The sequence below is a fragment of the Paenibacillus sp. FSL M7-0802 genome, assembly GCF_038004945.1.
Lineage (GTDB): Bacteria > Bacillota > Bacilli > Paenibacillales > Paenibacillaceae > Paenibacillus > Paenibacillus polymyxa_B.
Genome location: NZ_JBBOSD010000001.1, coordinates 6,126,920 through 6,152,473 on the forward strand (window position 1 = coordinate 6,126,920; position 25,554 = coordinate 6,152,473).

Annotated in this window: 31 protein-coding genes; 7 read left to right on the top strand and 24 right to left on the bottom strand. The window is 33.4% G+C overall.

The features are described from left to right. Positions 1-5: 5 nt before the first annotated feature. From MHB54_RS27930 to MHB54_RS28005, 16 genes are all read right to left on the bottom strand, one after another. Positions 6-719, bottom strand: a complete 714-nt coding sequence (locus tag MHB54_RS27930; RefSeq protein WP_340982095.1) for a hypothetical protein — start codon at positions 717-719, stop codon at positions 6-8. A 14-nt stretch (positions 720-733) separates the two neighbouring features. After that, the gene (locus MHB54_RS27935) at positions 734-1,102 is read right to left on the bottom strand and encodes a hypothetical protein (protein WP_340982096.1); all 369 of its coding nucleotides are present in this window, start codon (positions 1,100-1,102) and stop codon (positions 734-736) included. A 106-nt stretch (positions 1,103-1,208) separates the two neighbouring features. Then, positions 1,209-1,718 carry a hypothetical protein gene (locus MHB54_RS27940; protein ID WP_340982097.1) on the bottom strand — a complete coding sequence of 170 codons (510 nt, stop codon included), beginning with the start codon at positions 1,716-1,718 and terminating at the stop codon, positions 1,209-1,211. A 10-nt stretch (positions 1,719-1,728) separates the two neighbouring features. Beyond that, entirely contained in the window at positions 1,729-2,922 is a 1,194-nt protein-coding gene (locus tag MHB54_RS27945) for an Ig-like domain-containing protein (RefSeq protein WP_340982098.1), read from the bottom strand. Between the two features lie 5 nt (positions 2,923-2,927). Then, positions 2,928-3,326, bottom strand: coding sequence for a hypothetical protein (locus MHB54_RS27950; RefSeq protein ID WP_340982099.1), 399 nt, complete (start codon positions 3,324-3,326; stop codon positions 2,928-2,930). Between the two features lie 14 nt (positions 3,327-3,340). Then, a complete protein-coding gene (locus MHB54_RS27955; RefSeq protein WP_340982100.1) occupies positions 3,341-3,808 on the bottom strand; it encodes a hypothetical protein in 468 nt (155 codons plus the stop codon). A gap of 53 nt (positions 3,809-3,861) precedes the next feature. Then, entirely contained in the window at positions 3,862-4,983 is a 1,122-nt protein-coding gene (locus tag MHB54_RS27960; RefSeq protein ID WP_340982101.1) for a hypothetical protein, read from the bottom strand. 28 nt (positions 4,984-5,011) lie between these two features. Then, a complete protein-coding gene (locus tag MHB54_RS27965; RefSeq protein ID WP_340982102.1) occupies positions 5,012-5,494 on the bottom strand; it encodes a hypothetical protein in 483 nt (160 codons plus the stop codon). Between the two features lie 19 nt (positions 5,495-5,513). Further along, positions 5,514-6,515, bottom strand: coding sequence for a hypothetical protein (locus MHB54_RS27970; RefSeq protein WP_340982103.1), 1,002 nt, complete (start codon positions 6,513-6,515; stop codon positions 5,514-5,516). Further along, positions 6,515-8,038 carry a hypothetical protein gene (locus tag MHB54_RS27975; protein ID WP_340982104.1) on the bottom strand — a complete coding sequence of 508 codons (1,524 nt, stop codon included), beginning with the start codon at positions 8,036-8,038 and terminating at the stop codon, positions 6,515-6,517. Before MHB54_RS27975 ends, MHB54_RS27970 begins: the two co-directional genes overlap by 1 nt. A gap of 26 nt (positions 8,039-8,064) precedes the next feature. Continuing rightward, positions 8,065-9,771 (bottom strand): terminase large subunit domain-containing protein, encoded by a 1,707-nt coding sequence (locus MHB54_RS27980; RefSeq protein WP_340982105.1) that lies wholly within the window; start codon positions 9,769-9,771, stop codon positions 8,065-8,067. Further along, positions 9,768-10,580 (bottom strand): hypothetical protein, encoded by an 813-nt coding sequence (locus MHB54_RS27985; protein ID WP_340982106.1) that lies wholly within the window; start codon positions 10,578-10,580, stop codon positions 9,768-9,770. The genes MHB54_RS27980 and MHB54_RS27985 overlap by 4 nt, the downstream gene beginning before the upstream one ends. Before the next feature lie 289 nt (positions 10,581-10,869). After that, positions 10,870-11,706: a hypothetical protein gene (locus tag MHB54_RS27990; RefSeq protein ID WP_340982107.1), complete on the bottom strand. Its 837-nt coding sequence runs from the start codon at positions 11,704-11,706 to the stop codon at positions 10,870-10,872. A gap of 4 nt (positions 11,707-11,710) precedes the next feature. Beyond that, on the bottom strand, positions 11,711-14,404 hold the full coding sequence (locus MHB54_RS27995) for an RNA dependent RNA polymerase (RefSeq protein ID WP_340982108.1): 2,694 nt from the start codon (positions 14,402-14,404) through the stop codon (positions 11,711-11,713). 32 nt (positions 14,405-14,436) lie between these two features. Next, positions 14,437-16,344 carry a hypothetical protein gene (locus tag MHB54_RS28000; protein ID WP_340982109.1) on the bottom strand — a complete coding sequence of 636 codons (1,908 nt, stop codon included), beginning with the start codon at positions 16,342-16,344 and terminating at the stop codon, positions 14,437-14,439. A 172-nt stretch (positions 16,345-16,516) separates the two neighbouring features. Then, the gene (locus MHB54_RS28005; protein ID WP_340982110.1) at positions 16,517-17,209 is read right to left on the bottom strand and encodes a hypothetical protein; all 693 of its coding nucleotides are present in this window, start codon (positions 17,207-17,209) and stop codon (positions 16,517-16,519) included. Between the two features lie 967 nt (positions 17,210-18,176). On the opposite strand from MHB54_RS28005, the gene MHB54_RS28010 reads away from it, so the two are divergent. Together MHB54_RS28010 and MHB54_RS28015 are read left to right on the top strand one after the other, a co-directional pair. After that, positions 18,177-18,368 (top strand): hypothetical protein, encoded by a 192-nt coding sequence (locus tag MHB54_RS28010; protein ID WP_340982111.1) that lies wholly within the window; start codon positions 18,177-18,179, stop codon positions 18,366-18,368. Positions 18,369-18,793: 425 nt separating this feature from the next. Continuing rightward, positions 18,794-19,168, top strand: a complete 375-nt coding sequence (locus MHB54_RS28015) for a DUF6173 family protein (protein ID WP_340982112.1) — start codon at positions 18,794-18,796, stop codon at positions 19,166-19,168. Positions 19,169-19,478: 310 nt separating this feature from the next. Here the strand turns inward: MHB54_RS28015 and MHB54_RS28020 are convergent, their stop codons facing one another. The 3 genes from MHB54_RS28020 to MHB54_RS28030 are packed head-to-tail and all read right to left on the bottom strand — an operon-like array spanning position 19,479 to position 20,359. Beyond that, on the bottom strand, positions 19,479-19,628 hold the full coding sequence (locus MHB54_RS28020) for a hypothetical protein (protein WP_340982113.1): 150 nt from the start codon (positions 19,626-19,628) through the stop codon (positions 19,479-19,481). 13 nt (positions 19,629-19,641) lie between these two features. Next, the gene (locus MHB54_RS28025) at positions 19,642-20,073 is read right to left on the bottom strand and encodes a hypothetical protein (RefSeq protein ID WP_340982114.1); all 432 of its coding nucleotides are present in this window, start codon (positions 20,071-20,073) and stop codon (positions 19,642-19,644) included. A 28-nt stretch (positions 20,074-20,101) separates the two neighbouring features. Further along, the gene (locus MHB54_RS28030; RefSeq protein WP_340982115.1) at positions 20,102-20,359 is read right to left on the bottom strand and encodes an HTH domain-containing protein; all 258 of its coding nucleotides are present in this window, start codon (positions 20,357-20,359) and stop codon (positions 20,102-20,104) included. 140 nt (positions 20,360-20,499) lie between these two features. On the opposite strand from MHB54_RS28030, the gene MHB54_RS28035 reads away from it, so the two are divergent. Beyond that, a complete protein-coding gene (locus MHB54_RS28035; RefSeq protein WP_340982116.1) occupies positions 20,500-20,727 on the top strand; it encodes an XRE family transcriptional regulator in 228 nt (75 codons plus the stop codon). Between the two features lie 33 nt (positions 20,728-20,760). Then, positions 20,761-20,976 carry a helix-turn-helix transcriptional regulator gene (locus MHB54_RS28040; protein ID WP_340982117.1) on the top strand — a complete coding sequence of 72 codons (216 nt, stop codon included), beginning with the start codon at positions 20,761-20,763 and terminating at the stop codon, positions 20,974-20,976. A 21-nt stretch (positions 20,977-20,997) separates the two neighbouring features. Here MHB54_RS28040 and MHB54_RS28045 read toward each other — a convergent pair whose 3' ends face one another. The 4 genes from MHB54_RS28045 to MHB54_RS28060 form a co-directional block, all read right to left on the bottom strand. Beyond that, on the bottom strand, positions 20,998-21,555 hold the full coding sequence (locus MHB54_RS28045) for a hypothetical protein (RefSeq protein ID WP_340982118.1): 558 nt from the start codon (positions 21,553-21,555) through the stop codon (positions 20,998-21,000). 13 nt (positions 21,556-21,568) lie between these two features. Beyond that, on the bottom strand, positions 21,569-21,733 hold the full coding sequence (locus MHB54_RS28050; RefSeq protein ID WP_340982119.1) for a hypothetical protein: 165 nt from the start codon (positions 21,731-21,733) through the stop codon (positions 21,569-21,571). A gap of 394 nt (positions 21,734-22,127) precedes the next feature. Continuing rightward, a complete protein-coding gene (locus tag MHB54_RS28055; protein WP_340982120.1) occupies positions 22,128-22,445 on the bottom strand; it encodes a hypothetical protein in 318 nt (105 codons plus the stop codon). Positions 22,446-22,661: 216 nt separating this feature from the next. Next, the gene (locus MHB54_RS28060; protein ID WP_340982121.1) at positions 22,662-23,114 is read right to left on the bottom strand and encodes a hypothetical protein; all 453 of its coding nucleotides are present in this window, start codon (positions 23,112-23,114) and stop codon (positions 22,662-22,664) included. A gap of 176 nt (positions 23,115-23,290) precedes the next feature. On the opposite strand from MHB54_RS28060, the gene MHB54_RS28065 reads away from it, so the two are divergent. The 3 genes from MHB54_RS28065 (at position 23,291) to MHB54_RS28075 (ending at position 24,990) form a co-directional block, all read left to right on the top strand. Next, positions 23,291-23,680 (top strand): helix-turn-helix domain-containing protein, encoded by a 390-nt coding sequence (locus tag MHB54_RS28065; protein ID WP_340982122.1) that lies wholly within the window; start codon positions 23,291-23,293, stop codon positions 23,678-23,680. A gap of 128 nt (positions 23,681-23,808) precedes the next feature. Continuing rightward, on the top strand, positions 23,809-24,267 hold the full coding sequence (locus MHB54_RS28070; RefSeq protein ID WP_340982123.1) for a helix-turn-helix domain-containing protein: 459 nt from the start codon (positions 23,809-23,811) through the stop codon (positions 24,265-24,267). 297 nt (positions 24,268-24,564) lie between these two features. Next, a complete protein-coding gene (locus MHB54_RS28075; RefSeq protein ID WP_340982124.1) occupies positions 24,565-24,990 on the top strand; it encodes a helix-turn-helix domain-containing protein in 426 nt (141 codons plus the stop codon). 166 nt (positions 24,991-25,156) lie between these two features. On the opposite strand, the gene MHB54_RS28080 is transcribed toward MHB54_RS28075, so the two are convergent. Next, a complete protein-coding gene (locus tag MHB54_RS28080) occupies positions 25,157-25,549 on the bottom strand; it encodes a hypothetical protein (protein ID WP_340982125.1) in 393 nt (130 codons plus the stop codon). Between the last annotated feature and the right edge of the window lie 5 nt (positions 25,550-25,554).

A 25,554-nucleotide genomic window follows, 5' to 3' on the forward strand; every position in this document is an offset into this window, starting at 1 on the left:
GAAATCTAAAATTTTATTTTTGTTTTCCATTCTGGCGGTCTTTCTCCCTCTTTTAAATGCCCATTTGCCCAAAGAGGTACTATTGTCCGATAATTTTCTTTCATACTTAATCTTTCAAACTGTTCGTATGCTTGATAGATAGTTAAATCGCCCATATTAAAATGTGTTATGCCGTTACCTTCGGAACAAATCAATATTGACACAATTTCTTTTAGTTCAAGTCCATCTTCTTTTTTCTTATGTTTCTTTTGAAGTTTAATAAATTCTTCATATGCTTCCTTAGTTCGATTATTTTTAAATTTCATTTCTTTTTGCTCTTCAACAAAAACTCCATTTAATTCATATATAATCTTAGAAACAAATTTATAATTATCTTTGTTTACAAACTCACGTCCATTTACAAAGAATGTTTCTTCTTTAAAGTCCACCTGTTCTCGTACAAAAAAAGATAGAGCTTCTTCTATGTATGGCACGACAGATACAATTTTTATTAATGAAGTATAATCGTCTTCGTTTCCAAATTGCTCAAATTCTTCTGGGCTGAGATTAAACATATCGACAAGAATTTTCTTTTTATTGAATGAACAGAAACTAAGATGTATCATGTAGTTTAATTCTTTAGCTCTCACAATATCTCTTAATAAAGGAGAATAGATATTAATCCCATTCTCTAAAGTATGTGGTTCACCGAATAAAGTTTCTAGGCGATTAATTATCAAAGCGAATCATCACCCTAATTGAATTCCCAAAGTTTGTATTGCAAATAAAACCCTACATATTGCTCATTAACAAACATCTCATCCATACGATAGAATTCCAATTTACCAATCCCTAGCTCTCTGTTCTCATTGAACAGTTCATCAACACAAGCTAGAATATGGTCATATCTCAGCATTTCGTAGTCAGTAGAAATTAAATCCTTATGTACAATGATTTGAAAATGAAGCAATCCAGATTTAAACGAATTCTTGACTGGACGATAATCTTTAAACGAAAACGTAAGATAAGAGGACGCTGTATCAGCTAATTTGGGAACGTGACCATAGGGGAAAATCTTATTGCTTATCAGTTCCGAGGTATCTTCAATATCTGGTTTATCCAAATAATCTCTATCATCATAATGCAATGCCTTACATAGATCTTGTGAGCTAGTTAGCTGCTGAAGCACGACTAAACGATTTTTGCCTAATTCCTGAAACCTAGACATGCTAATTCAGAATAAAGTCTGGTTTGATTTCGTATTTCACATACCCACTTGTGGTCACGTCTCTTGTGCTGTCAAAAGTGCTAATCACTTTGTCAATTTGATCAAGCGTTAAAGGATTGGTACGATGCAGTTCTGCCCCTAGATTATCACGGGCAATTACCCTGTAATAGTCACCATTTCTTTTCAAATCACCTAGTTCATATGTGATTGTCACACACTTCAATGTTTCAAGAGCACTACCTTTGTCTGCATGTTTGCTTTTTGCGAATGCCAATTTGAGCTTATTGTCTGTTGAAATCGAATAAGCGTAATCATAAGCTGAATCAATAGTAACATCCAAGTCAGCATCAATAATTTCAACTGCCTTCAGTGCATTCAAAATAACATCTCCATCAATACCAGATGAATGTTGTTTCGATTCTGGCAACGCACTAAAGATTAGCCAATTGTTTGTGGTTCCTTGAATAAACTGCTCCAATTTTAGTTCAGCGAATTTAATAATTGTCTCCATAAATACCTCCTTATAATAATGATTTGATTTCTATTTTCTTGCTAGTTCGAGATAGACCACTACTGTTTTCAGTATGCAACAATACATAGCCTTTTTTGTTACCAGCTTTAACTTTGCAAGTATTTTCAGTCTCATTTTGTTCTGTGATTGTAGCAAGCGTTGTAGCTTCGCCATCTAATCCAGTAATCCAAAACCGACTCTTATCTACTTGCTGCGTTCCGTTGTTTCTGAAAATCGCAGTAAAAGTTTTGATCATATTATATTTAATATAATCATCGCCTGTAATCTCAGCCGAGTAATTATTGACTACATCTTCTATTACATTTAACTGAATAGAATCGGACACATTTTTGTACTCTGCTGTAACGATACATGAGCCTTTTGCAATTGCGGTAATCATTCCATTTTCATCAATAGTAGCAATAGATTCATCAGACGAAGAATATGTAACTACTGCTTCCATTGGAACATCTCGATTAGTTACCTTTACATTTAACTGTAAAGTCTCGCCAACTTTGAATGCAGTAACATCCCGATTGAGGATATTTACTTTATAATCAGCAACTTTCCCATTGTAATCAGCAATGCCTAATTCCAAATTATCGGTTGTGGAATTGTATGTATCTGATTTAAAACTTAGATTTACTAATCCTTCATCACTCACAAAATCAACATCATTTACTTTGAATAAATCCCCACCAATAATGAACCTTTGATCTCGACGAATTTTAACCGTATCTTTATTTTTAGGAAGTACGGTCTGTCTGCGTCCATCAACAAGGTTCATTATTTTCCCTTCTTCAATACCAAAACTTGAACGTGTATTAAAGTAAACAACCGATGGATAGGAAATTATATTTCCTGTTTCATCTAGCCATTTCAAATTAATGTTGCACATCTCCATTTTACTAACCTGATACATACGATTATCTTGAGGAAGAAGATTGATTAAATAATCATGTCCTTTATATGTAACAATGTCTCCAGCAGCAAAAGATTCAATATTACCTAATATTTTTAATATATTATCTTTTGTAGTCTGTTGGATTATAACTTTTTCTTCTAAACCATTAATCGTCACTGTATATGCTTCAGGAGAAACGTTCAACAATTCAGAAAAACCACTAGCTGCATAATTATCGAATTGCTCTCTCTCAAAACCAGAATAATATGTTTGATTCATCAAATACCAAGATTCAGACATGATAATTAACCCTCATCATAGAAACTATTATTCTTTAGCATGTATTTCAAAGCTGCCGCTTTATCGTTTTGATCAGACAGAGCTTGATGTGTGTACTTCTTTGAGTCTCCTAGACCTGTAAGTGAAACATCTTTACCTACGATATTTGTCAGTTTTATAATCCTGTCATTTTCTCGTTCCAAATAAGCGATATACATGAGTCTTCCTAAAAGGTTAATTTCTGATCCTTTCAAGTTCCCCTCAAATTCATTTTTATCATCGTTCCAATTGAGTTCATAAAGTTCTAATTCAAACTCACTCAAAGCAGATTCAAAAAACTCTTTTACTAATCCATCAGGAAGAATTACAGGTGATTGCGGTTTTGAGAAAAAAGATTTTTTCACTTTTTCATAAGAAGTTGCCATGATACAACCTCCTATTATTTAGTGAATTTGAGTTCAGTGTATTCTTCAATAAACTGAACTTTTGCAAGGTCATTAAGCTTGTTTTTAATTGCAACTTCCATAAGCAATGACTTCTGAAATGGATAAAGAACCTTTTTCTCAATGTTTTCCTTAAAACTTGAGAATGTCTTGTAGTTAAGTATTTTGACAATTTCGTCTTCTGTTAAAATGTCTTGTTTCTCTTTACTTTCTTCAGAATCAAAACCCAAATACTTTCTAAGCTCATCATCTTCAATATAAACTCTTGCATTAGTTCCTTTTTCATCATCACCAGTGAAAAGACGATTGTTTTCGTTTACTTGGGCAATGATTTCATTGATTGGTACACTCACCGATTTTTTAGCAGCAATTTTAAAATCTCCATTGCTCTCAATTCGATTAACATATAGATCCCAAGTGCAAATATTTTTTACTTTTACTTTTTTGCTTTCGTCAAATGACATATAGACCTCCACTATATAAAAAGGGTGACTATTACTAATCACCCTTAATCAATTTATTTAATTACAGGTGCTTCAAAATTGGTATCAGAAATAAGAGCAATTTCATACTCACGACCTTTAGCAACACCAGCGCCCAATTCCATATCGAAACGAGTAAGTTCTGTTCCTGTTACAATATCGTTTCCTGTCATGGTAGTGACGCCACCACGTTGGAAAATTTGCAAAGGAGAAACATTGCCTTGGGGAATTACAAACAATAATCCTTCTGGAAGATACGTTTTAAAATTATCTCCGGCTGCATTCAATGAATTCAAATCGTACTGGTTAGGCAGTTCTACGACAGGACTTCCTTTATAGGTAGATAGGAGGCCAGTTCGATGAATCTCATCCATAACTGACTGAGACAAGAAAGTACTTTTAGCGTCTGTTGGATCGGCTTTAAATCCAATAAAGTCATTCAATTGCGACACAACAGAATAATCACCAGTAATAGAAGGTTTACCAAAGCGACGAGTTTTCTTTAGCACTTCTTTCAATGCAGTCTCAGAAATACCAGCGCTCTCAGAAAAATATTTTACTCCTTTTGCATTTTTCAGAGCCTCATACAATTTGAAAATGATGTAATAAACAGATTTATTCATCATATCCACTTCTACCTGTTGCATTCCTTCTCCAACTTTATCTAAATTACCACTAGCAATTTCACGATAGTTAACCGCAAAACCGGAAGAGATAGTTCGTGTACTAATAGGATATTCATCCCATTGGGTAGTACCAAAGCTAACGTCACCTTGCGATGCTTGGAAATTACTACGAATAGATTCATGTTTATATGTTCTCATCATCGGCTGTTCGTCATAGCCAATTTGTTTAAATGTTCCCAAAAAACTTGCAAGCTGAATCATTTGTTGAAGCCTTGGTTCAATGTCATAGCGGACAATGTTATTAATTTCTGCTTTGGCAAACATATTGCCAGCATGAGCTTGACTACCCAACTCTTTCAATCGTGCATAAACTTGGTCTACTTTTTGAGAATCAAATCTACTAACATCATTACCTCTTGCAATAGAACTGAAAATCTCTACTACAGGCGATGTTTTTTTCAATTCTGGATTGCTAAAATCAGCAGTGTTTTTAATGTTGTTCATTGAATTAAATTCAAAAGATGTTGTCATTATGTATAAAATCTCCTTAAATTATCTTTTATTTTACTAGTACTTCTACATAAAAACCTTTGTCTCCAAAAGTTGTCTTTTCGAGAATCTTGAGCGATACTTTATAATCAGCATCAGCAGATACTTTCCATTTTCCTTTAGCTGTTGGATCGGAGGTATCATCGCAAGGTACAAGAGTGTCGCCTACTTTAATAGCTGCGTAATCATCTTTTACGGCGTCATATGACAACTCAACAGGCAAGCCAGCCAAATCAGCAAGTCTGAAAGCCCGAACATGTTCACCAATTTCAATTTTAAAATCAGCAGAATTGCGAATTTCAGGCTTATCAATAATGTTATATACAACGTGTACATCGGTACTTTTTGCTTGTACTGGTGTAGCTGCTGTTGGAGCTAGTCCAGTAGCGTTGTCAGGTAATACAACATATCCATTTTTCAATTCGCTTGTTGCTTTTGTGCGTGGGTTATTACGAACCTGTTTAAAGGCTCCGATTGTTCCAAACTTAAACATAATCTATTTCCTCCAATTTTTAATAAATGCTAGAATAGTCTTCTTTAGATTTTTCATTCGTGAACATGTCACCGTAAACGTTTGAAGCACTATTCACTTCAACTTGATCCTTCTTGCTGTTACGATTTTCAAAAATCTTCTGAACAATGTACGAATTAATCTCACTCACAATATTCTGAATCCCTTCGGTGGAAGGCTCTGTGTTAAAGGTTGCAATCTTCTCTTTAACAATTTCCCTTTCTTCATTGGAATAGTTAGCAAGTTTGCTATTTAGTTCAGCAATAAGAAGCTTTGCTTCACTTTCCTTTTTGTATTTATTCAAACTTTGGATTGTAGCATTAGCTTCTTCAAGCTTCTGATTCAATTCTGTAATTTGTTTTTGTAGGTCTTCATTCATTTTTTCTTCCTCCTTATTATTTTTGTTATTAAGATGATTAAGTTCGAGTAAAACGGCACTTTCATCAGAAGGTTTAATTCCAAGAATAGCATCGCCCGTATAATCATAGATCATAGGCACTCTACCTTTTTCCTTCCAACCGGACTCATAGATAATTTTACTGTTGCCTGAATTCTTCTTTGTACAAATCTCCACAGATGTTTTTGGGAAATCATTGTCATACATTTTAGATTTAAGCCAAGTTACAAAGTTGGGATATCTTTGTTCATAAATATAACCCTCTGCAACCAATGCCCTAATAGTCCGTCCATTAACCTCAACAGTGTCTATATATGCATTTTCAGTAGTGCCGACAACAGCACTATCCTGAAATTTCGGCTCATCATTTTCTATGCTTGTCATCCCATGTCCGAACGGTTCAGATTTGTCCCAATCTAAAAACTGAACACAGATAGGCATTCCTTTAGCAGAATCAATATTGTTTAAAACATATTGTTCTATCCAACTAATACCATTGTCATTAAAAAATTGATTGTTTTCGTGTATCTCATGAACTACCCACCTAATAAAAGTTCGACCTGTTACTTCGTTTTTTTGATTTAATTCAAGTATTGACGTTATCATTATTCACCTCCTTTGGGTACAGGGTTGTTGTTTGCATTATTTGATTTAGTTTTTATTGTATTCTCATTGGTGGGATTATCTTCAGTCGGTTTAGTATCATTCGATGATTGTGTAAACGAGGTTTGATGTGGAGGAAACTTTTCATCCAATCCTTCTTCTAATTCTTCTTCCATTAATGACAAATATGCATCAATATTGAATCCAGATGCAGCAATCCAAGCTTTCAGAGAACCGCGTCCTAAAGTATATAATTCCTTGGCGTTATTTTTAAATTTATCCCTGTTAAGATGAGTTATTGGAAGGTAATTGATATGAACAATACAGTCATTATCTTTGATAATGTTTTTATTGATTACCTTGTCATACTCATTTTGAACCTGCTCAATCCATTGAAAAATTTCAGAAGAAATCAAATTCAAATTATTCTCTTGGCTAGAAAAATTCGAGTCCTCACCATTCAAAAGGGAACTGGCAAACCCTAGATTTGTTGAAATTCTCTTGACTAAATCTTCATCTTTTATTTTAGTAAGGATATCCAAATCAATTTTTAATTCATTGAGAGTTGTTCCATGAGCAATAGAGAAAAAGTTAGTTCCCGAACCATCTCTTTTATTAAAGATTGCATTTCTTATGTCGCTATGCTGCTTCTCTTGCTGTTTATTAGAAAGGATGGACTTCCCTTCTTTATTGCCTTCGGGAAAAGTTTGATAAAAGATTTGTCCGTTAGCTTTTTGAATAGTATTCCTTTTGACATCGGTATAATCCTGATCAAAAAGAATGTCTACAAAAGCGCCCAATCCTAATGGTCTACCCCATCGTTCAGAAATATCGGCTCTTGTTTTAACAACAATTGTCTTGGTGTTATCTAAAACAATCCACTTTTCAGTTCTGGACTTATTGAATTTAACATATCCTTCTCTAATCTCTTTAGGATATCTTTTTAACTTCTGAGATAATCCATTACTTCTGAATTGATCAAAGTAAGAAAGATCGAAAGCCATAACATAACTAGAATCCTGCGTTCCAACAATCGTACAATAGTCAATAGGAAGACTCATTACTCCACAATTAAAACTGTTGTTTAATTCAATGATTTTTTCTAACTCATATTCAGAATATGTACCTTTTAGTTGTAGCATCTCTTCAGACAGGAAATAACCAAAATAAGTTCCACATTTCGCTATTTTCCTAACAATATCTCTCGTCAAGACTTCATCTTTCATTTTCTTTAGAGATTCTTTATATAATTCCTTCTTCTTGTTGCTATTTGATTTCTTGCTGGTTGTATAAACCACCTTATCTAACGTAGGTAAAGAAACCATGTAATCAATTACTCGACCATATGCACCAAATGAATTGTATAGAAAATCAGATAAATCGCGAATCTCTTTGTTAAATACAATGTGATCCCTCATCCACATACTAAGCGTTTCTAGACTTGCTTTATACTGTTTTTTACCTGTATCTACCCATTCCATTGAATAGTATGAATTATGTTCATATGTTTCTTCTTTGTTTGTCATTTATAATCCCTTCACTCCTTTCTATGTTAATTCAGGAAAAATTGATAGTCGTACTCATCGTCAGAATCACTAGAAAACTTTTCCCTTTCCAACTCATCAGCATACAAATTAGCGTATGCTGCACTAGAATATCTGTCTTTACGATTTGCTCCAACTTCATATACTTTTACAAGTCCATTTCTGATATCATATTCAAGGCTTACTGACTCATTAATGAGGGCAGTTGTCTGATAATATGGCGCAAGAAGTTTAGCTTGTTCGTTTGTACTCACATTTTGGAAGTTATATTTTTCAGTCAAATACTCTTTGCCAACTATCTCATTATCCAATAGTTGAATTTTCTTTTTTAATAAAGCATTCCTAAAGCTTAGAGCAATTTCATGATTTATTTGAGCATTCGCTTTAATTGAGTAAATAAGAGGGATTGCGTTTTTGTCCAATGCTCTATTTCTCATTTCTTCGTTGTTCATAGCACACCAAGCTGGATAATCAATATCTCGTTCTTCATCGTATAAAACCTTTGCACAATCATCATATAAAGAAAGCCCATTACCTTGAGTATCCATAACTACATAATCAGCGCTAAAATCACAATACAATTGCTTTAAGCGTATGGCTTGTTTTTCAGAATGTTGCCCATTCATAGATTCTATGTATGAAATTTGACGTTCGTAACTATCATTTCTAGGTATTAATCTAATGCAAGTAAATATGGTATTGTCATTTTCTTTGCCACCCATCATCGCAACGTCTACACCAATAATTCTGACTTCATTATTAGGCTTGCTATAATTCGCTCTTATTCCTGCCACATAATCAACATTATCAATAGGATAAAATGGTTTTACTTTGGGTGTGCGACATTCTTCAAAATCGTTGATTTTATAATATGCCTTTTCTGATTCACCAAAGAATAAGCATTCCATTTCCATCTGCCATTTTACAGCGTCAAAATCATCTTCTTGCATTTCTTCATCGACTTTTGTTTGTGAATATAGCCCTTCGTCAACAGATAATTGATATGGTAAACCACAGACAAAATAATTCTTTCTTTTTAACATTGAATTTTTAAATGCTAATGCTCTATCCCATGACCAGTGATTCTTATACCATGCTGAACTTATGTATATTTCCTTATTTTCTTCTCCTAGATGCTTATACTCTGGTTTATTTAAATATTTAGGTTGTCGGGGTGTAGCATTGAATTTTCGCAATACGGTATTGAGTATATCTTTTTTTATCATTCTAAATTCTTCTAAAATTAGAATATTAGCGCGATATCCTCGTGAATTATCATTTGAAGTTACCGCTTCAATGCTTGAACCATTATGAAAATAAACCTTTGTTTCATCTTTTCCACTGTTTATGTGTTTTATTTCTCTGCTTAAATTTGCACTGTCATTCATCAGCTTAGATGCTATCTTCTCTTTTACTATTAAACTTGCCTGTCCTTTTGTTCCAGATCCAATAACAACTGCTGTACCCGGATAAAGTATGCACCTCACACATGCGTAAAGAGCAATTATCCAAGACTTTCCTTGACCACGTGCAGCTAGATACATGAAATATGTAGACTTGTTCATCATATAAAAAAGGATAATTTGAAATAGTTTCAATTTAATCCCCAAATAATCAAATACAAATCTATGTGGGTTCTCTCTATAAAACGATGCCCATAGTTTTACTTTTTCTTTTGTAACTTCCGTCTTGCTACTTTTTTTACTTTTTCTCATTCTACTTCACTCTCATTACCCGATCTAATCCCAAAAAGCTTGGAGAAGTGAGATATAAAATATTTATCTAAATATCTATTTATTCTATCTAAATCTTTGAATTCTTTTAATGGCTCAGGTATAGGCTCATCTTCTTCTATTTTTTTTATCCATGCACCGAATATAGCTTCTGATTGATTTGTGCTATTCTTCTGTGTCGGTTTTATATTGGCATCAGTCATTAGTTTGCTGATCGTATTAACTAAATCTGTATATTCTTTAGTATTAGTAGATCTATTAGCTTTTAACTGTGTTACAGCGATTTGTTTCAACAACATTTCTTGAACTAAACTTTCTGATTCATAACCCTCAGTCAAAGTCGAAAAATTAAAATCAAGCTCTTTTATGTCTTCGTCACTATAGCCTCTCCAAAACATTCTCAATTCATCTGAAATTGAGCTATCTGTTTCATTTTTGGTAGGATTTTTTGCGAATTCACTATCATGAAATGTAAGTGCCTTATTTTGAGACAAGGACAATTCTTTAAGATATTTCCCAAAGTTACATTCATTTTTAATCCACGACGAATGGATGTATGGACGATTTAACATGCGCAATACATCTATAACTTTATCGTTATATCCAACATCTTTGCTATTGCCCATATACTTTTGTATGCAGTTTTTATGTACTGGAAAAAATTCTGGTTCAAACCCATCATTATTGTGTTTGTAACACATATTAGTAGTGAGACTCACATCTTTACCACAAAAGAGACATTTAAGCATATCAGCGTTCGTGTGATTTTTTTCGTTTTTTATGTTAATCACCTATTTCATTATTTAATTATCTTTTTAATTGGTCATTGCTCGACACTATCAAATTATCACCGAATAAAAAGAAGAGGATGTAAGTTTCAATTAGAAACCCACATCCCAAGAGGTTCAATCATTTTTGCTCGGAGAATGATTGGTTATAAGGAATAAATAAATGCTGCATACTTAATTGGAGGGCTGCCTAGTAGTATGAGGACTAGACAGCAAATAAATACAATTGTAAATCTGAGAAAAGGTTGTTCACTCCTTCTCTCCAATACTGAATAATACCATAATAGCAGTCTTATTTTTTATTCTTCATATAATACTTTGAATTATTTACCTTTCTTCGTTCTTTGGTTCTTTCTTTTAAACATACTTTGCAATATCTTGTGTTCTTATGTCTTACTTCAAGCTCTTTACCACATTTATCACATATTATGTATTTGGGCATACTATCACGAATATAATTTAACGTCTTTCCCTTTATACTTTTATTGAAATAATTAATTACCCAATTCTCTTCTGTGAATATTACTTCATTCCTATATTCCCATCCATGTTCTTGTTCATATCGTTCTGGTGTTTTATACAAATCAAACAAATGGTCAATCCAGCCATTCACCAATTTAACATATTTATCCCAGGTTAATGTCATTTTTTTATTTGGTGAGTTTGTTTTTACTTGTTCTGCTAAATCAAAGGATCGTTTAATATCTTCGTCTATTTCTTTTGTGTCTATATGTATATTTCCATCTTGTTTTAGCTGTCCAATTACTTCATAATATTTATTTGCTGCTGTGCTTAACAGTCGATAATACTCCTTGTCCAAGTACAGTTCACTATCAAAATGATAGGCATACAGATTGTTGACCCTGATTCTAATAAAGTCGATGTATTCTAATTCATCATAACTATATCTGTTTTGGTTGTTGAAGTATTCGACTTTCTTATGCTTATCAAACATTCCAATCAATTCCGAATCATTTTGTAACAGAGAATCAACTACCTTGTATTTATAGGACAACTTTCTTTTCTTTAGTTTTAATTTGCTTCCCCATAGAGCTTCTTTGAATTCTTCAATTAGAGCAAGGTCATGTGTTTCAGTGTATTCTTCTAGTATTGTGGACAATAATTTCAAATCATCATTTCTCCTTTACCGTTTCTGTAAAAGTATAATATCTGCCTAGATATTCTCTAGCGCCTTCGACTTCCTTGCTACATTCTTCAATTTGATATCTATACTTACTATCTGTATTTTGCTGAAGGTTAGACAACATTTCATCCCCAAACAACGACCAGCATAATACTTTATCACTTGATAGACTTGCATAAGAAACCTTGATAACATAATTAGCAAGCTCTTTTTTATTTCTATGTATGGAATACAGTAATTCTTCATATTCGGTAAATATGTTGTTTAGTGCTTTACCTCTTTCACCCTGATTAATTAACTGTTTATATTTTGCATTAAAATTTGAAATGATTGTTTTTATTTCCTTCATCAACTCTTTATTAGTCAAATTCGACTCAACCTTTTTATCTATTAATAAGTGTCCATTATTGACTACATCAAAACTTTTCCATGTTCCCCTTTCCCAATACCATTTTTCTATAAATCGACATAGTTCATTCATCGCAGAAGGTGAATCGAAAACGTTATATGGCAACCTCTTATCAACTCCCTTTTCCTTGAACTCTTTATTTTTCTTTTTGATTTTTTCGTACTCTTCTTTCTTTTTTGGATATTTATAAATCAAAAAGTGTGGCAGCTTCTTGGCTTTGTTTTTCATCCATTTCGGAATACTCCATCTTAGTCCTGTCTTGATCGCGTCTATTTCTTTGCCTTGATAAATTCTCAGTAACGGCATATACTGATTATCGATTTCATCTGTACCATTGATTGGTCTTTGATTAATAAGGGATGTTGCCACATTAGTGATTTCCCCAATTCTACTGTCACGACTATTCAGTTCAAACTTGACTATGGCATCCATATTATATTTCACTGATTTAGCTGTTACTTTATCATCAATATCAATCACAATAGGACGTTGAATTACTGAATTAATAATTACCTTATTATTACATAAATAGAATCCATCCCCATCCAAATCTGCGCCACCCTGCTGGGGTAAAGAAAGATCGTACATATTAAACATTACAATGTCCTGATTAGCAAAGTAGTTAAAGTATTTTCTAGTCATATCGTTTTCCACTATATTTACCTTATTTACTTCACTTGCATCCATTAGCGGTGATCTAAATGAGACCACTTCCCCAACTGGCAAAGTCTTTACGAAAATTTCTCCTGCTTTTAAGCAGCCTACAACTGGAAGTCCAGCCACATATTCTAGATACCCTATAATGTCACCAACTCCAGTATGGTAAAATCCATTAGCATAAATTTTGCCCTGCTTTGCTTCTTTTATCTGTTTGTCTAATAATCGACGAACGGAAGATTTAACTGAAGGATCGTGTATCATAATAGGATTTACTAAAATAGCATTGATATAATTGCTTGTTGAAGTGTACCCTTGCGTATCTCCAATCCCCAATAGTTTTAATGTATAAAATAAATCACCTTTGATTATTTTTTCAAACACATCAGTTGTATACCTTGCCAACTCGATCATCTTACCATCATTCTTATTATCGAGAATGTCATATTCTTTTTCTTTATTATTAAAGCTCTCAACATATTTGGGATTATCCAAATCAAGACACTGTAAATATTGAAAGTTCATTCTGCTTTTGAGTGGAGACTTAGACTTATCATGTGAATACTTACTTATACCAATTTGATCTAGCCCATACTTATGTGTCCGTTCTAAATATTCGTCCCAAGGTGTTTTTCCCATTGTGTTGGGAAATGTGTTTTTAAATAGTCCATACGCCTTCCACATTGCCGTATTCCATATGCAATCAATCTCTTCCACGCTGTGCGATTTACCAAACACATCAGTAATATGAGTCACACCACGTTCAGCATAATATTCATCTATGGGTGCTTCAACAGATACACCTTTCATAAAAGGTTTTCTTATTTGCCCCAATACTGCATTAAACATTTTTGAAACATGGGGTTTATGTATGCCGAATCCATCAAATGGTGAAATCTCAACATCATGATAGCCTTCCTCAATCTTCTTGTCCGTGAAGTTGTACTCTTTTCCTGTTTTTTTATCTATACCAGTCATTGGTGTCAACTTAACATATCTAATGTACTGGTTTTTGAGCGTCTTCTTATATTCATCAACAATCACTATGTAAGGAGGTTTTCCTTCTACAAACGTACAGGAGGTAAATAATAGATTTCTCTGTGCTTCATATTTACTTGTGACTACTGTATCAGGCGTAACACCTAATTGGCTGGCTTCAATTAAATCTGCGCTTATGTCCTCGACAACAAAATTAGTAACTCCTTCACTTCCAATACTATAACGTACATATTTCTTATTATTGAAAATGAAACCACTACGAATGATATGTTCCAGATGTTTTTCTTTTTTCTTGTTTTTTGGAGCTTCGACAAAAATCATATCATCTATGTAAGGTATAATTCGCTTCTTCTTTTTGACCTTCAAATCACTGTAATTAATTAGCGGAAAATGTTTATACCTCTTAGACAGGTGATAAGTCGTCTTTCTGTTTTGACAGTCTGTTTTCTGATTATTTAATCTATGATAATTCATTATAAATTGAAGTACAGCGTTGTTCTGCTGTTCAACAAACAAATGACGATAATCAGAATAGTCTATAGACAAGTTGTAATCTGATTCAATGAGCTGATCAATGTGGATTTTGATAATATTATATTGGATAGTTTTAGTTTTCAATAATTACTTCCTCCGTTCATTATACTGTTTAATTAATTATGTTTATCTTTATATATAACTTTTGGAAACGATTGATTTCCGTTTTCATTATAGTGAATCGGTATTTCCTGTTCCTCCATTAACCTGTTACTCAAAGTTTCTCTTTTCAGATTGTACTTGGTTAACAAACCCCCGATTTGTTTTTTTAACTGTCTCTTTTTAAATTCAAACAGCCATTTTTCTTTTTTTTCGTCGTCAATAACATCCGATTCTTTGACCTTCTTATCTCTTTTTCTGATTTCTGCTTCCACATCAACACTCAAATGTGTATTCAATATAATCTTTTCCTCTGTTGCATATCCAAACTCATCTATGTATTTGATCAATGTCTCTTCAAGTAGTCTACATGTACTTTCGTTTAACTCAGACAGCTTTTCTCCTTTACGTTCAGGAAAAATCCTGTCTGTTTCATCTACACCAAGAGTCTTCACAACCATTTGCCTATCAAAGTTGCCTATTGTCATTCCCAATTCCTTAAACTGCTTCGCTAATTCCTCAACATCGATCATTTGTACAGCATCATATGATGGTAACGAGAAAAACGTAATCAATTTCTTTTGAAATCCATTGTCTTTTGCATTTATGCTTGCTTCTGATTTAGCTTTCTTTATATATGCAGATGGAAGATGTTCGCTACCAACTCTCTGAACAAGTCCAAGATATACAAGTAAAGGAATAGCTGTTCTAAACCATTTCTCCTTTCTCTTTCTAAACTCTTCGAAATTTCCGAATCTATTCAATCTATGCATAATATAATGTATGGAAGCAAAGAATACGGCACTTCCGTCAGGCTGCTTAATTAGGTTGTGTATATTTTCAATTGCTATGTCGTGTAACTCTCTCAAAATCGAATAATATAGTGGTGAGCGTATTATACTATATAAATTTGGATACGCTTCTTCAATATAAAATTCATCGAGCAATAATTGTTTGTTCAGATTAAATATTTCTTCTTGCTCTTGTTGCCAATCTGACTTCATTAGCTTGATATTAAACACTTCCATAAGATACCTAAAACTCTTACTGTTAGATAATCCTGTTAAGCGTTCAGTCACATCTATTATAGTACCTTTCCACGGATGGTTAGCACTCCAACACTTATACCACCAATAACCTGTAGATGGATCTTTATATATACTAGCTGAAGGATTCCTTTCTGTATGGAATATATCAAATGTAGTTTTACTATGTATACCTAGATAGTCATGAAGATTGATCTTCTTTAGATATTGGAATGCTTCATTTGTTGAACAACATATAGTCTCTGGATAATTATCATTCATATATTGCTTAACTGATTTATCTCTATTTATGATTAAAGGTAAATTAGATTTGAGCTTACTCTTCTCCAAGGGGGTTTTAGCACCTATATTATTATCTATATTATAACTAAAGTTATATAGGTCATAAAAACCCCCTTGAGGGTCATGAACAGGTAAACGATTGGCGTAATCAAAAACGTGTAGATCGTAGCCGCCAAAGAATAGTCTATTAGGCTGGAATGTAGATTCATCAACATAGGGATATGAATTAAACAATTCCTGATTATGTAGACTCATTATATTTATATTGGTGAAAGGCTCACTATATGCAAAGACAACTCTAAACTTAGGCCAATCATCCTTATAACTGAACGTTTTGTACATGAACATTGCTTTACCTATAAATTCTTGTTTAGCCTGATCCCAAGTCAACTTTATATCCTTAACTGTCTTTTTCAACTTACTATTATAGATACTGTTATCAAAATCTAGTGCTACAATTTGTTGAGAAGTCCAACACATATCCCTCCTAGCAAGAACACCTTTTACTCTGGTTGCTATATATGCTGGAACAAACGTTTTGCCCTGTGTTACTTCATGAGCTAGTTGTTTAGGAGTAATATCAACAGGATTCTTCATTAAACCCCTACTGATTACGTCCCTTACTTCCTCTCTTGATGGCTTACTGGTGTAGGCTGCATTATGTAGTAGTAATTTAATCCTCTGCCTCTCCTTTCTTGTGCTCAGGTTTGCCAAGCCTGTATGTTAATAATATGACGCATTAAAATCATTGTCAATAATATTATTATATTCACTTATATAGATTTACATCCCAATAGGTTTTTAGTTCATTAATCAATTTCACATATGATTCTTCGTCATACTCTGGAAAGTCCTCTTCCCCGTATAGTTTCATATCTTCCTCAACACTATTAATAATTTCATCTTTATGGTCTGAAGCTGATACAATCCGTATTAAGATGTCAGCCATAGCCATGTGCGAATGACATTCTTCATTAGCTATTTTGTTACTCTGAATTGAATCCTTAGTGACATCCATCAATTCATTAAACATTAACTTTAATTGTTTCGCATTGTCTTGCGAAGAATAATAGTTCTCTATGCTTCTGTTGGTGTTTATCATAAGTTGTTTCACAATGTTCACCGTTCTCTTTTTATCTTCATTATTAACGATGGAATCAGCAATTGAATAGTAGTATGTATCAATCAATGATTCGCTATCGAGTCCATTTTCTAGGGAGTACTTCTCTAAGAAGCCTATAAAGGATTGTCCTTTTTCAATGTACAAATTTTCTATTGTTCGATTGTATAATTGTTGCAACTCATTGATTGTCTCTGGTGAGTATATTTTCCCATCCTCGAAAGCTTTGAAATCTACAGTTATTTCTTGATTGTACTTTTGCAATTCCTCCAAAGTTATACCAGCAGCTTCACGAAATTTCTTTGCTTGTTCACCAATTAGTACAGCTTCAATATTCTTCATTATGTATTTCTCCTTTTTTATGATTGTTTTTTATTAAGGGTAATATCACCCTGAATTCATATTATCATAAATGATTATATTTGTATATAGCAATTCATTATTTTTATTTGTTTGAATTGAATGTAGTTGCAGTTGATCGTGACACACAAAAACCCGTATCGAGAAATTGGACTAAAAGGTTAAAAAACGCACATATATAAAGGAAGAAACTCGATTATGGTGTCAGTAGTATCGAGAAAACTATTGGTATTATTGAGTTTTTGGACAGTTTTGGAGTGATATTGAGGGGAATACACATAAAAATAATAAAATGATGAAGTAAAAAGATAGTGTTTATATAGGTGTTTTCGATGAGGGTGTCGATACAGGTAGGATAAATCTGTACCATATTGTGACGTAAATAAGAGTAATACAGTTTACAGTGAGTAATGATGGAAATTATTGTTGAGTCCCGGAATGGAAGTGCTACAGCATTATTTGGGAATTATCACATTAATTATGATTTTAAATACCCCCCACTAGCCTATTCTAAATGGTATAAAACCATAGTTGTAGCCCATTTAGAAGGTATATAAGTATTGTTGTGTAGTATCTAGCTTTTGACATTAAATTTGGTGAAAATCGTTGACATATGAACAGAATCATGCATATTAAATTGTAAAATATTTCAAATTATTGTGAATGAAAATGAAACTGTTATAGTATTTTTTTAATCTGTATTAGTCGTAAACGCATCGCCCATAATAATAAGAATCGCGGAACGTTTGTCTTATAGTTAGGATTCACTAACTTTATTGTCATACTCTTACCTTATCCTTGTCTTATCTACGCTCACCTCTACCTACTTAACAACTACACATAACAATACTACTGTGACATTTAAACAAATAAAAATAATGAATTAATATATACAAATATAATCACATATGATATAATTATATATGTAAGGAAGAGAGGTGGTGACAACATGAAAGAATACATACCTTACGCTGGTCTAGTAGTCAGCATTCTGGGACTTATCGCTACCATAACCAAAATCGTCTTTGACGAAAAGCGAGCGAGACGAAAGGAAAGGCTGGAACTACTGGACAAGCTAAATAAAGCTGAATACGAAAAAGGCACGTTACCCCCTCGCAAGGAGACGCACCTTAAACGTTAAAGCTTATCAACTAGGGGAATCGAAATGATTCCCTTAGAACCACACCACCATATTATCATAAGCGTTGACTATAGACAATATAAAGGAGGAAAATGACCATGAAAAGATTCATCAAAAACATACCATTTACATACGTCCTATTAGCCGCCTTTCTCGTACCTTGGTTATTCATTAGCTACCCATATCCAATAGGTATCATTGCACGTACAGCAATTACAATGGTTATCATCTTATGTCTGATTAGTATTGTCCGTTACAGAAAGAATAAATAAATGCAGCATCATAGCACACAAGCAATATGACACCTGACCAATGACAACTATGTATAACAACCATTTGACAATACTATTTGCAGTATTGAATTACCATTTTTATACGCATCTTATGGTACAATATAGCTATCACTATTGATAGGATGGGATAACATGAGCGAATCATTAAAGGATATGGGAAAAATGATTATGGAAGCAAATGCTAAACTAGATAGAAAATCGTCATACGCAGAGGATTATTGCGAACGTATAATCGAAATGATAAAAGACTTTGAAAGCGAATTAGACGATACTCAAGAGGTAGGTATGAGACTTGTTTCATTTGGTCAAAGTGTAACCTTCCATGTCCAAGACATTGGTTATTATAATCCATATTTGATACGCTTTTATGGACAGCTTGAAGATGGTTCACCAGTTGAGTTGATTCAGCACGTCTCCCAAATTAGTTTCTTGCTTACGGCTGCTAAAAAGCTTGATCCTGAAAAGCCAGCCATAAGAATAGGCTTTAACGTTGAGGAAGAAAAGTAAGATAATAAAACACAAACAAGCCTAGATGGTTAGTCTAGGCTCTTTATTTTGCTTATTAATAGTGGTCAAACTGACCATCACTTGTTGGACACAACGTCCAACTTACTTGTTGTACACGGCGTACAACTTTTGCGAGGTCTGTAACGAACCTGACAAATCATATTAAATACACAGGCAAAAAGGACAACCATTTTACAGGTTATCCACTTTACAATATATTCAATACATTACCCTAATTACAATGAACATCCATAACGCTATACAACTAATCAGCGTTGCTTTATCTTTCATTCTCCACTTCATTCAATCACTAACCTTTCAAATGTATATAGGTGTACTTTCCTTGATAATCAACACGGTCAGTCTGAAACGCTGTTGTTAACTCCAATACGTCCAGATCCGTTCCAAGTGAATGTATGATCACAGTTCCATCCTTTTTGACTACACGTATATGCTTCAATGCGCTCACACTCCTACACCATTGCATTTTGGTGCTGTTTTAGGAATGCTATAGGATTAATAGAATCAACACTAAATACGTTGTTAGCAGCATCTAGCACATTTAATAATTCATCTATGACCCTTGTACGGTCAAAATACATATAGCTTCTTTCATTTCCATTCATATAATACTTGATGCCTTGTCTTTCACATTCGTCATTCATGATTCGTTCAAAAGCATCTGACAACACTGACTCAAAATAAATATCATATCCAGTATCCACACCATTATTATTTATGTATTGTTTGATTTGCTGTACTGTGTTTGGGGATATGTCATATATCTTTATTATGACTTCATTGTGAGAAACATACGGTAATCCAGCCACCTTTAAATTTGGGAATGCAGTTTCAACTTCTTTGGCTTTAATCTGTGCAACTGTACCTATTGGCATATGATTCATTATGTATCTCTCCTTATAATTATTTTTATTAGTTCGATTCATTATTTTCGATTACTTCCAAAGGCAAGCTATCTTTCATTTCATTTAATCCCCAAAGTCCTGCTCTGATTTTAAAGAAATACTTTTCATTTTGAACAATACGTCTAATAGTTGCGTCAGGAGTTTTAGTTTTCCATTCTACTTCTTCAACTTGTCGAGCATCCACATACAGTTCTTTAAAAGTTGCATATCCACCCTTTTGCTTCATGGCTTCAATTACAGCTTGCGTTTGAGTTAACTTTGTCATTTGTTATTCGCTCCTTTTGTGTTCCCTTTGATATCTTTATTATACATTAACCATTAGTGTTTAGCAAGTAGTATTTTATTGTTAATCACATTTATTTTTTGTATAATAGATTCAAGAACATTATGGAGGAATACAAAACTATGTTGAAAGTTACACCACGTTTAGGAGAGGTATTGAAAGAAAAAGGCTACACATCTCAATTGTCATTCTGCAATGAACATGGTATCAATCAAAGAGCTGTCAATTCATTTGATAAAAGTGTTCAACATAAAAGTACAACACTATTTACTATAGCTAGGGCATTGGGTGTCAACGTTGAGGAATTGTTTACTATCGAAGAAATACCAGACGAACAAAATGAATCATAAACTTGATTAAACAAGGATGATATATCTAACATCATGAATATAAAGCCACGACTAAATGAATTGTTAAAACAACATGGATATACCAGTCAACTACAATTTTGCAAGCAACATGGACTATCGCAGCATTCAATTAATAAGTTTGACAAAAATAAGGCTTTCCATATAAAGACTTTGTTTATGATATCAAGAGCATTAGGCGTAAGTATTGAGGAATTGTTTATTGTGGATGAAATATATGAAGAAAATTAAAAAGAGCCATAATAAGGCTCTTTATTGTTGTTTCGCCAACATCCTTTTTAAATCAATTCTATAATCACTATTTTCATATGTATCAATGGCCTTTTCTATTGACACATGTTCAATAACATCGATCACATCAAATAGAGTTTTAACAATTTGTTTGTCGCTTCTGTTGTGGTCTTTCATGCCCGTAATAATTAAGCCTAGCATTCCCTCGACACTAAACTCCTGATAGCCTAAATAACCAGCCTTTTCATATCCTGCTTGATAGGCTTGTTTTAACGCTGCGTTAAATTCCTTCAATACTTCTTGTTGCTTACTACTGGCTCCATGAGGATAGAATTTCTTTCTTATGTTGTGTTCAAAAAGTTTTTCATTATACATCGGATTCCCCTTATTGTTCCTATTGTTTAAAAAGTCATTTTGTTCATAATGTAATTTTGCTTGCTCTCCGGCTACTTCACTTGATATGTGCTTAATGACATTTATCAACTGCTTTGTTTTGTTATCGCTATAGCCTATCTTTTGACAAGCTAAAGAGACATATCCCAATACAATTGAAATATCTAATTCATTCTTATTATCCATATTGTTCCCCTTTTCAGTAATCAGACGTATTATAGTGGTTCTTTGCTTCATCTACGCTCACACGATCAAACACACCGTACATTCTGTTTATAACGCGCTGTATCTCAATCATTTCATATCCTAGTTGTTCCATAGCTATAGCGGTATAACCCATTGCGGCGTTATTATCAAATGTCACAAATTTCATCCCCCTTGTCGCATAATGGACTCAATATTTCAGCTACTTCAAACAATTTATTTGTTATTGCGGTCAGCACAACATTATTGTGAATTGACTCAGGTATATGATTAATCATCTTCTCTAGTGTGAATATAGTTAGATTGTTAAGTGGTATCAGGATATATCTAATCGTTAAATGTTTCATTGACTCACTTCCTCCAACGAGCGGAATTTTCCGTTGATTAAATATTTATAATTACTTTGTTCCAATACAATGTTGCTCGTTCCAATACATTGTTACTTTACGCCTACGCAGGTGAAAAGGTTGTTACTCACCCCAATTTTGGGGTTAGCTCCTTTCCCAACTTGTTGGGAATAACTTTCGCATCTTATAGCGAATAAAATTGTTCTTTTACATTGATTGCAATTCTTCTTTATACGTTATGAGTGCATCCCATATGTTTACATTGAGACTTTCAAGATAATTTTGTTCACTTGAATATGGTGGCTTATTCGAGTCCAAGCAATCAATGATTGTCTGTAGCTTAGGAATCTTCTCCTTTGCTTTCTCCAGATACGAAATATAGAGCAATGTTGTTGTGTTATATTCAGGAAAGTATTTCACCAACATTTGACGCATTAACAAGTAATCTTTAGCTTTCCACTTTTTACGTTCTTTCTTAGATAAACGGTCATAATCGTCAATCCATTTATAAAGTTGTGTGACCAATTGTAATCATCACCTTCACTATAAATTTTGTGTCATGGGGGTTTTGTGACCTATATTATTCTCTATATATTAACTATAGTTATATAGGTACTAAAAGCCCTAAAAAGGAATACCGAAGCTTATCAAATATTATTATTACGTTGTTATGTGATATAGCGAGACAGACACAGCCTATAATGCGATATGTAGTTGTCTGCCCTGCTATGTATTATTGGATTAGATGAACAACGCAACTTCTCCTGCTGTTGAATATTTACCTCGTTCAATATAAGTATCATAAATTAGTTCAGGATCGTCTGTTTTGAAGCGATTTACTTTCCAAACTGGCATCTCCTCTTGAAACAATTTCTCTAGCGCTGCTTTCTTGTTGCGGTAGTAGTCGTATACAAAGTCAGCTTTGAAAGTGTAACCGTTTAAGTCGATATGTTCTTTACGCATTTTTACCAATAGAGAATGAGGATGATTAGCAAATGTGGAGCGCTGAAGGAATTCATTAAGGCGTTCGACAGTGTTTAACATAAACTGCATGCCGTTGATGAGGATAGTTGCTTTAGGTGAGATATCAAGGAAGTAGCAGAGCTTTTCAATTGTCAGGTCGTGGTGGTATGGAGTTTGCATGGTAGACACTCCTTTGTCGTTAGTTGTGAGTTTTTTCAATGTGATGGTCATTATGTATCTTCCTTTCGATTCAGAATTGTTTAATTCGATAAATGAATTATATCCAATATAGTAATAATAGTCAACCATTATACTAATATTTTATTATAATTATGGACAATTCAGAAATTGCATTATTAATATTTTACACATATAATGAGGATACTGGACAGAAAGTGGGTATGATAATGAATCCTAGCCTTGATTCCATCGGAAAAAGAGTTAAGCTTCTACGTATACAACATAATGTTTCAATGAATGAACTAGCCGAAAACCTTAACATAAAAATATCTCAATCAACGATCAGTAATATTGAATCTGATAAAGTATCTCCAAATGCAGAAGCTATTGTGGCTCTCTCTCAATATTTTAATGTGTCAACAGATTGGTTGTTGACCGGAAAAGAATGGTCAGATTCAATATTTCATAACTCTGATGATGATATTGCCTTGGCCGAAATTGTAGAAGAAACAGAGAAGCTTTACAACAGAATGATTCGCTTGAAAGCATTAACTAGAGTACGAAAACTACACAAAGCAAAAATGGATATGATTTCAGATATCAACGATCATCAATAAGTGCTACATAAAGTGGACACCTTGAACCTCCCTCCCATAAATTTCATCTTGTATTACAATAGTGAACGTGTCTACAATAGTAATGTACACTGCTTTATTTGTTATGTCAAGAAATGAAAGGAGTTTCTATGAATAGTGCTATTTATACTTATCTTCGACACCTCAGAGAACAAAAAGGCTGGTCGTTACGAAAGGCTGCTGAAGAAGTCGGTGTCAGCGTCTCCTATATCAGCTTAATTGAAAAAGGTGTTCATCCAAATACCGATAAACCTCCAAAGATTTCACCTGAAATTTTAGAAAAATTTGCAGCAGCTTATGAAGAATCTACAGGAAAACTTTTGATGTATGCTGGTTATATTGGCGATCAACTTGCCTTTGATTTGGATAATCCCGGTAAATCTCGATATATGACTATCGAAGAATCAAAAGCATATTATGCATCGAATAAAAAAATAAGTGACAGCAACAGCAACGATTTGGAAGACATGATAGAAGATACTGATTTTCTAACTTTTAGAGGTAGGCTTATTGATGCTAACACTAAAAGAAAAATAATCGACATGATTGATATTTTGACAAATGACTAATATAAATCATACAATGCCATCCCTAAAATGAAGGGGTGGTTTTTGGCTATATTGCGGACTTTTTTGGTACGTTTTTTGAATTTTGGTTGTAGACCTCCTTTTTGTTCAAATTGTTTTATTAAATTCAACATACGTTACTTTTGTTTAGTTTTCTTTACAATCCATATTAAATCATACTCCTCATGTTCTGTCAAACAATTTTTACTTTGTTTAAAAAACTAAATAATCTTGTGTATTTTTTATCGGAATATCGCTATAATGTTAGTAAGGAATTGGATTGCCAAAGGAGATAATAGAATGGACAGTTTAGGGGAAAGAGTTAGATTATTGAGGATACAAAGTAAATTAAATATGGAAGAACTTGCTGCTGAGTTGAAATTACCAGTATATGATAAAGAAACTGGCGAAATAATCGAATATAAAAGCATAAGTAAAGCATCGATATCAAATTTAGAAAAGGGTAAGCATCGCCCCAATGTTGATATGGCTATAGCAATAGCTAAATTCTTTGGCGTTTCATTAGATTGGTTACTATTGGGTGAAGGGGAGCAAGAATCGAAATATATGGAGCTTATTAATGAACCATTTAAAACAGAGAAAAGTTTATATATTTTTGAAAACTTAGTTGCAAAAACAATGAAAAAGTTATTGGAAGAACATTATTCTGGTAACAAATATTACAACATGATTAAAAAAACATCCAAAAAAGAGGATTCCAAATAACCAGGAGTCCTCTTTTACTTTATACTGAATGTTCAATTGGCTTTTAACAAGTTAACAAAACCATTGATATGACTGGTGTTAATACTGAAATTACTTCAGCATTAAACCAACAGAGAATTCCGTTCATCTATATTCCACGAATTTCTTTTCACATAATGAGAAAACCCTACTCATACACCTTCAGAAACGTGTCCAATATATTTGCTACCTCAGCGCCTACCTTGCAGTTTAAGCTGCCATATTGCATGAATAATAGATATGTCTCGGAATTAAATTGTGGACTAATTTGCCTATACTCAGCGCTTGTAAATATGATATTGCAATGCTTTGCTATATGTTCTAATGCTATTCGATTAAATACTAAAGTTAAATCAACAACAAGCTCAATCTGTTTATAGTTAACGACCAGCGACACATATTTCTCTTTGTGATGCAGCAGAACTTCGATTCTAGGCTCTTGAGTAGTAAAGGTGAAGGAATTGCCTTGCAACTCGTTAACGTCCCACACAATGACAATATGATCGTCTCTACCATTCTTTATAATGGATACTGCGTTCATCTCTC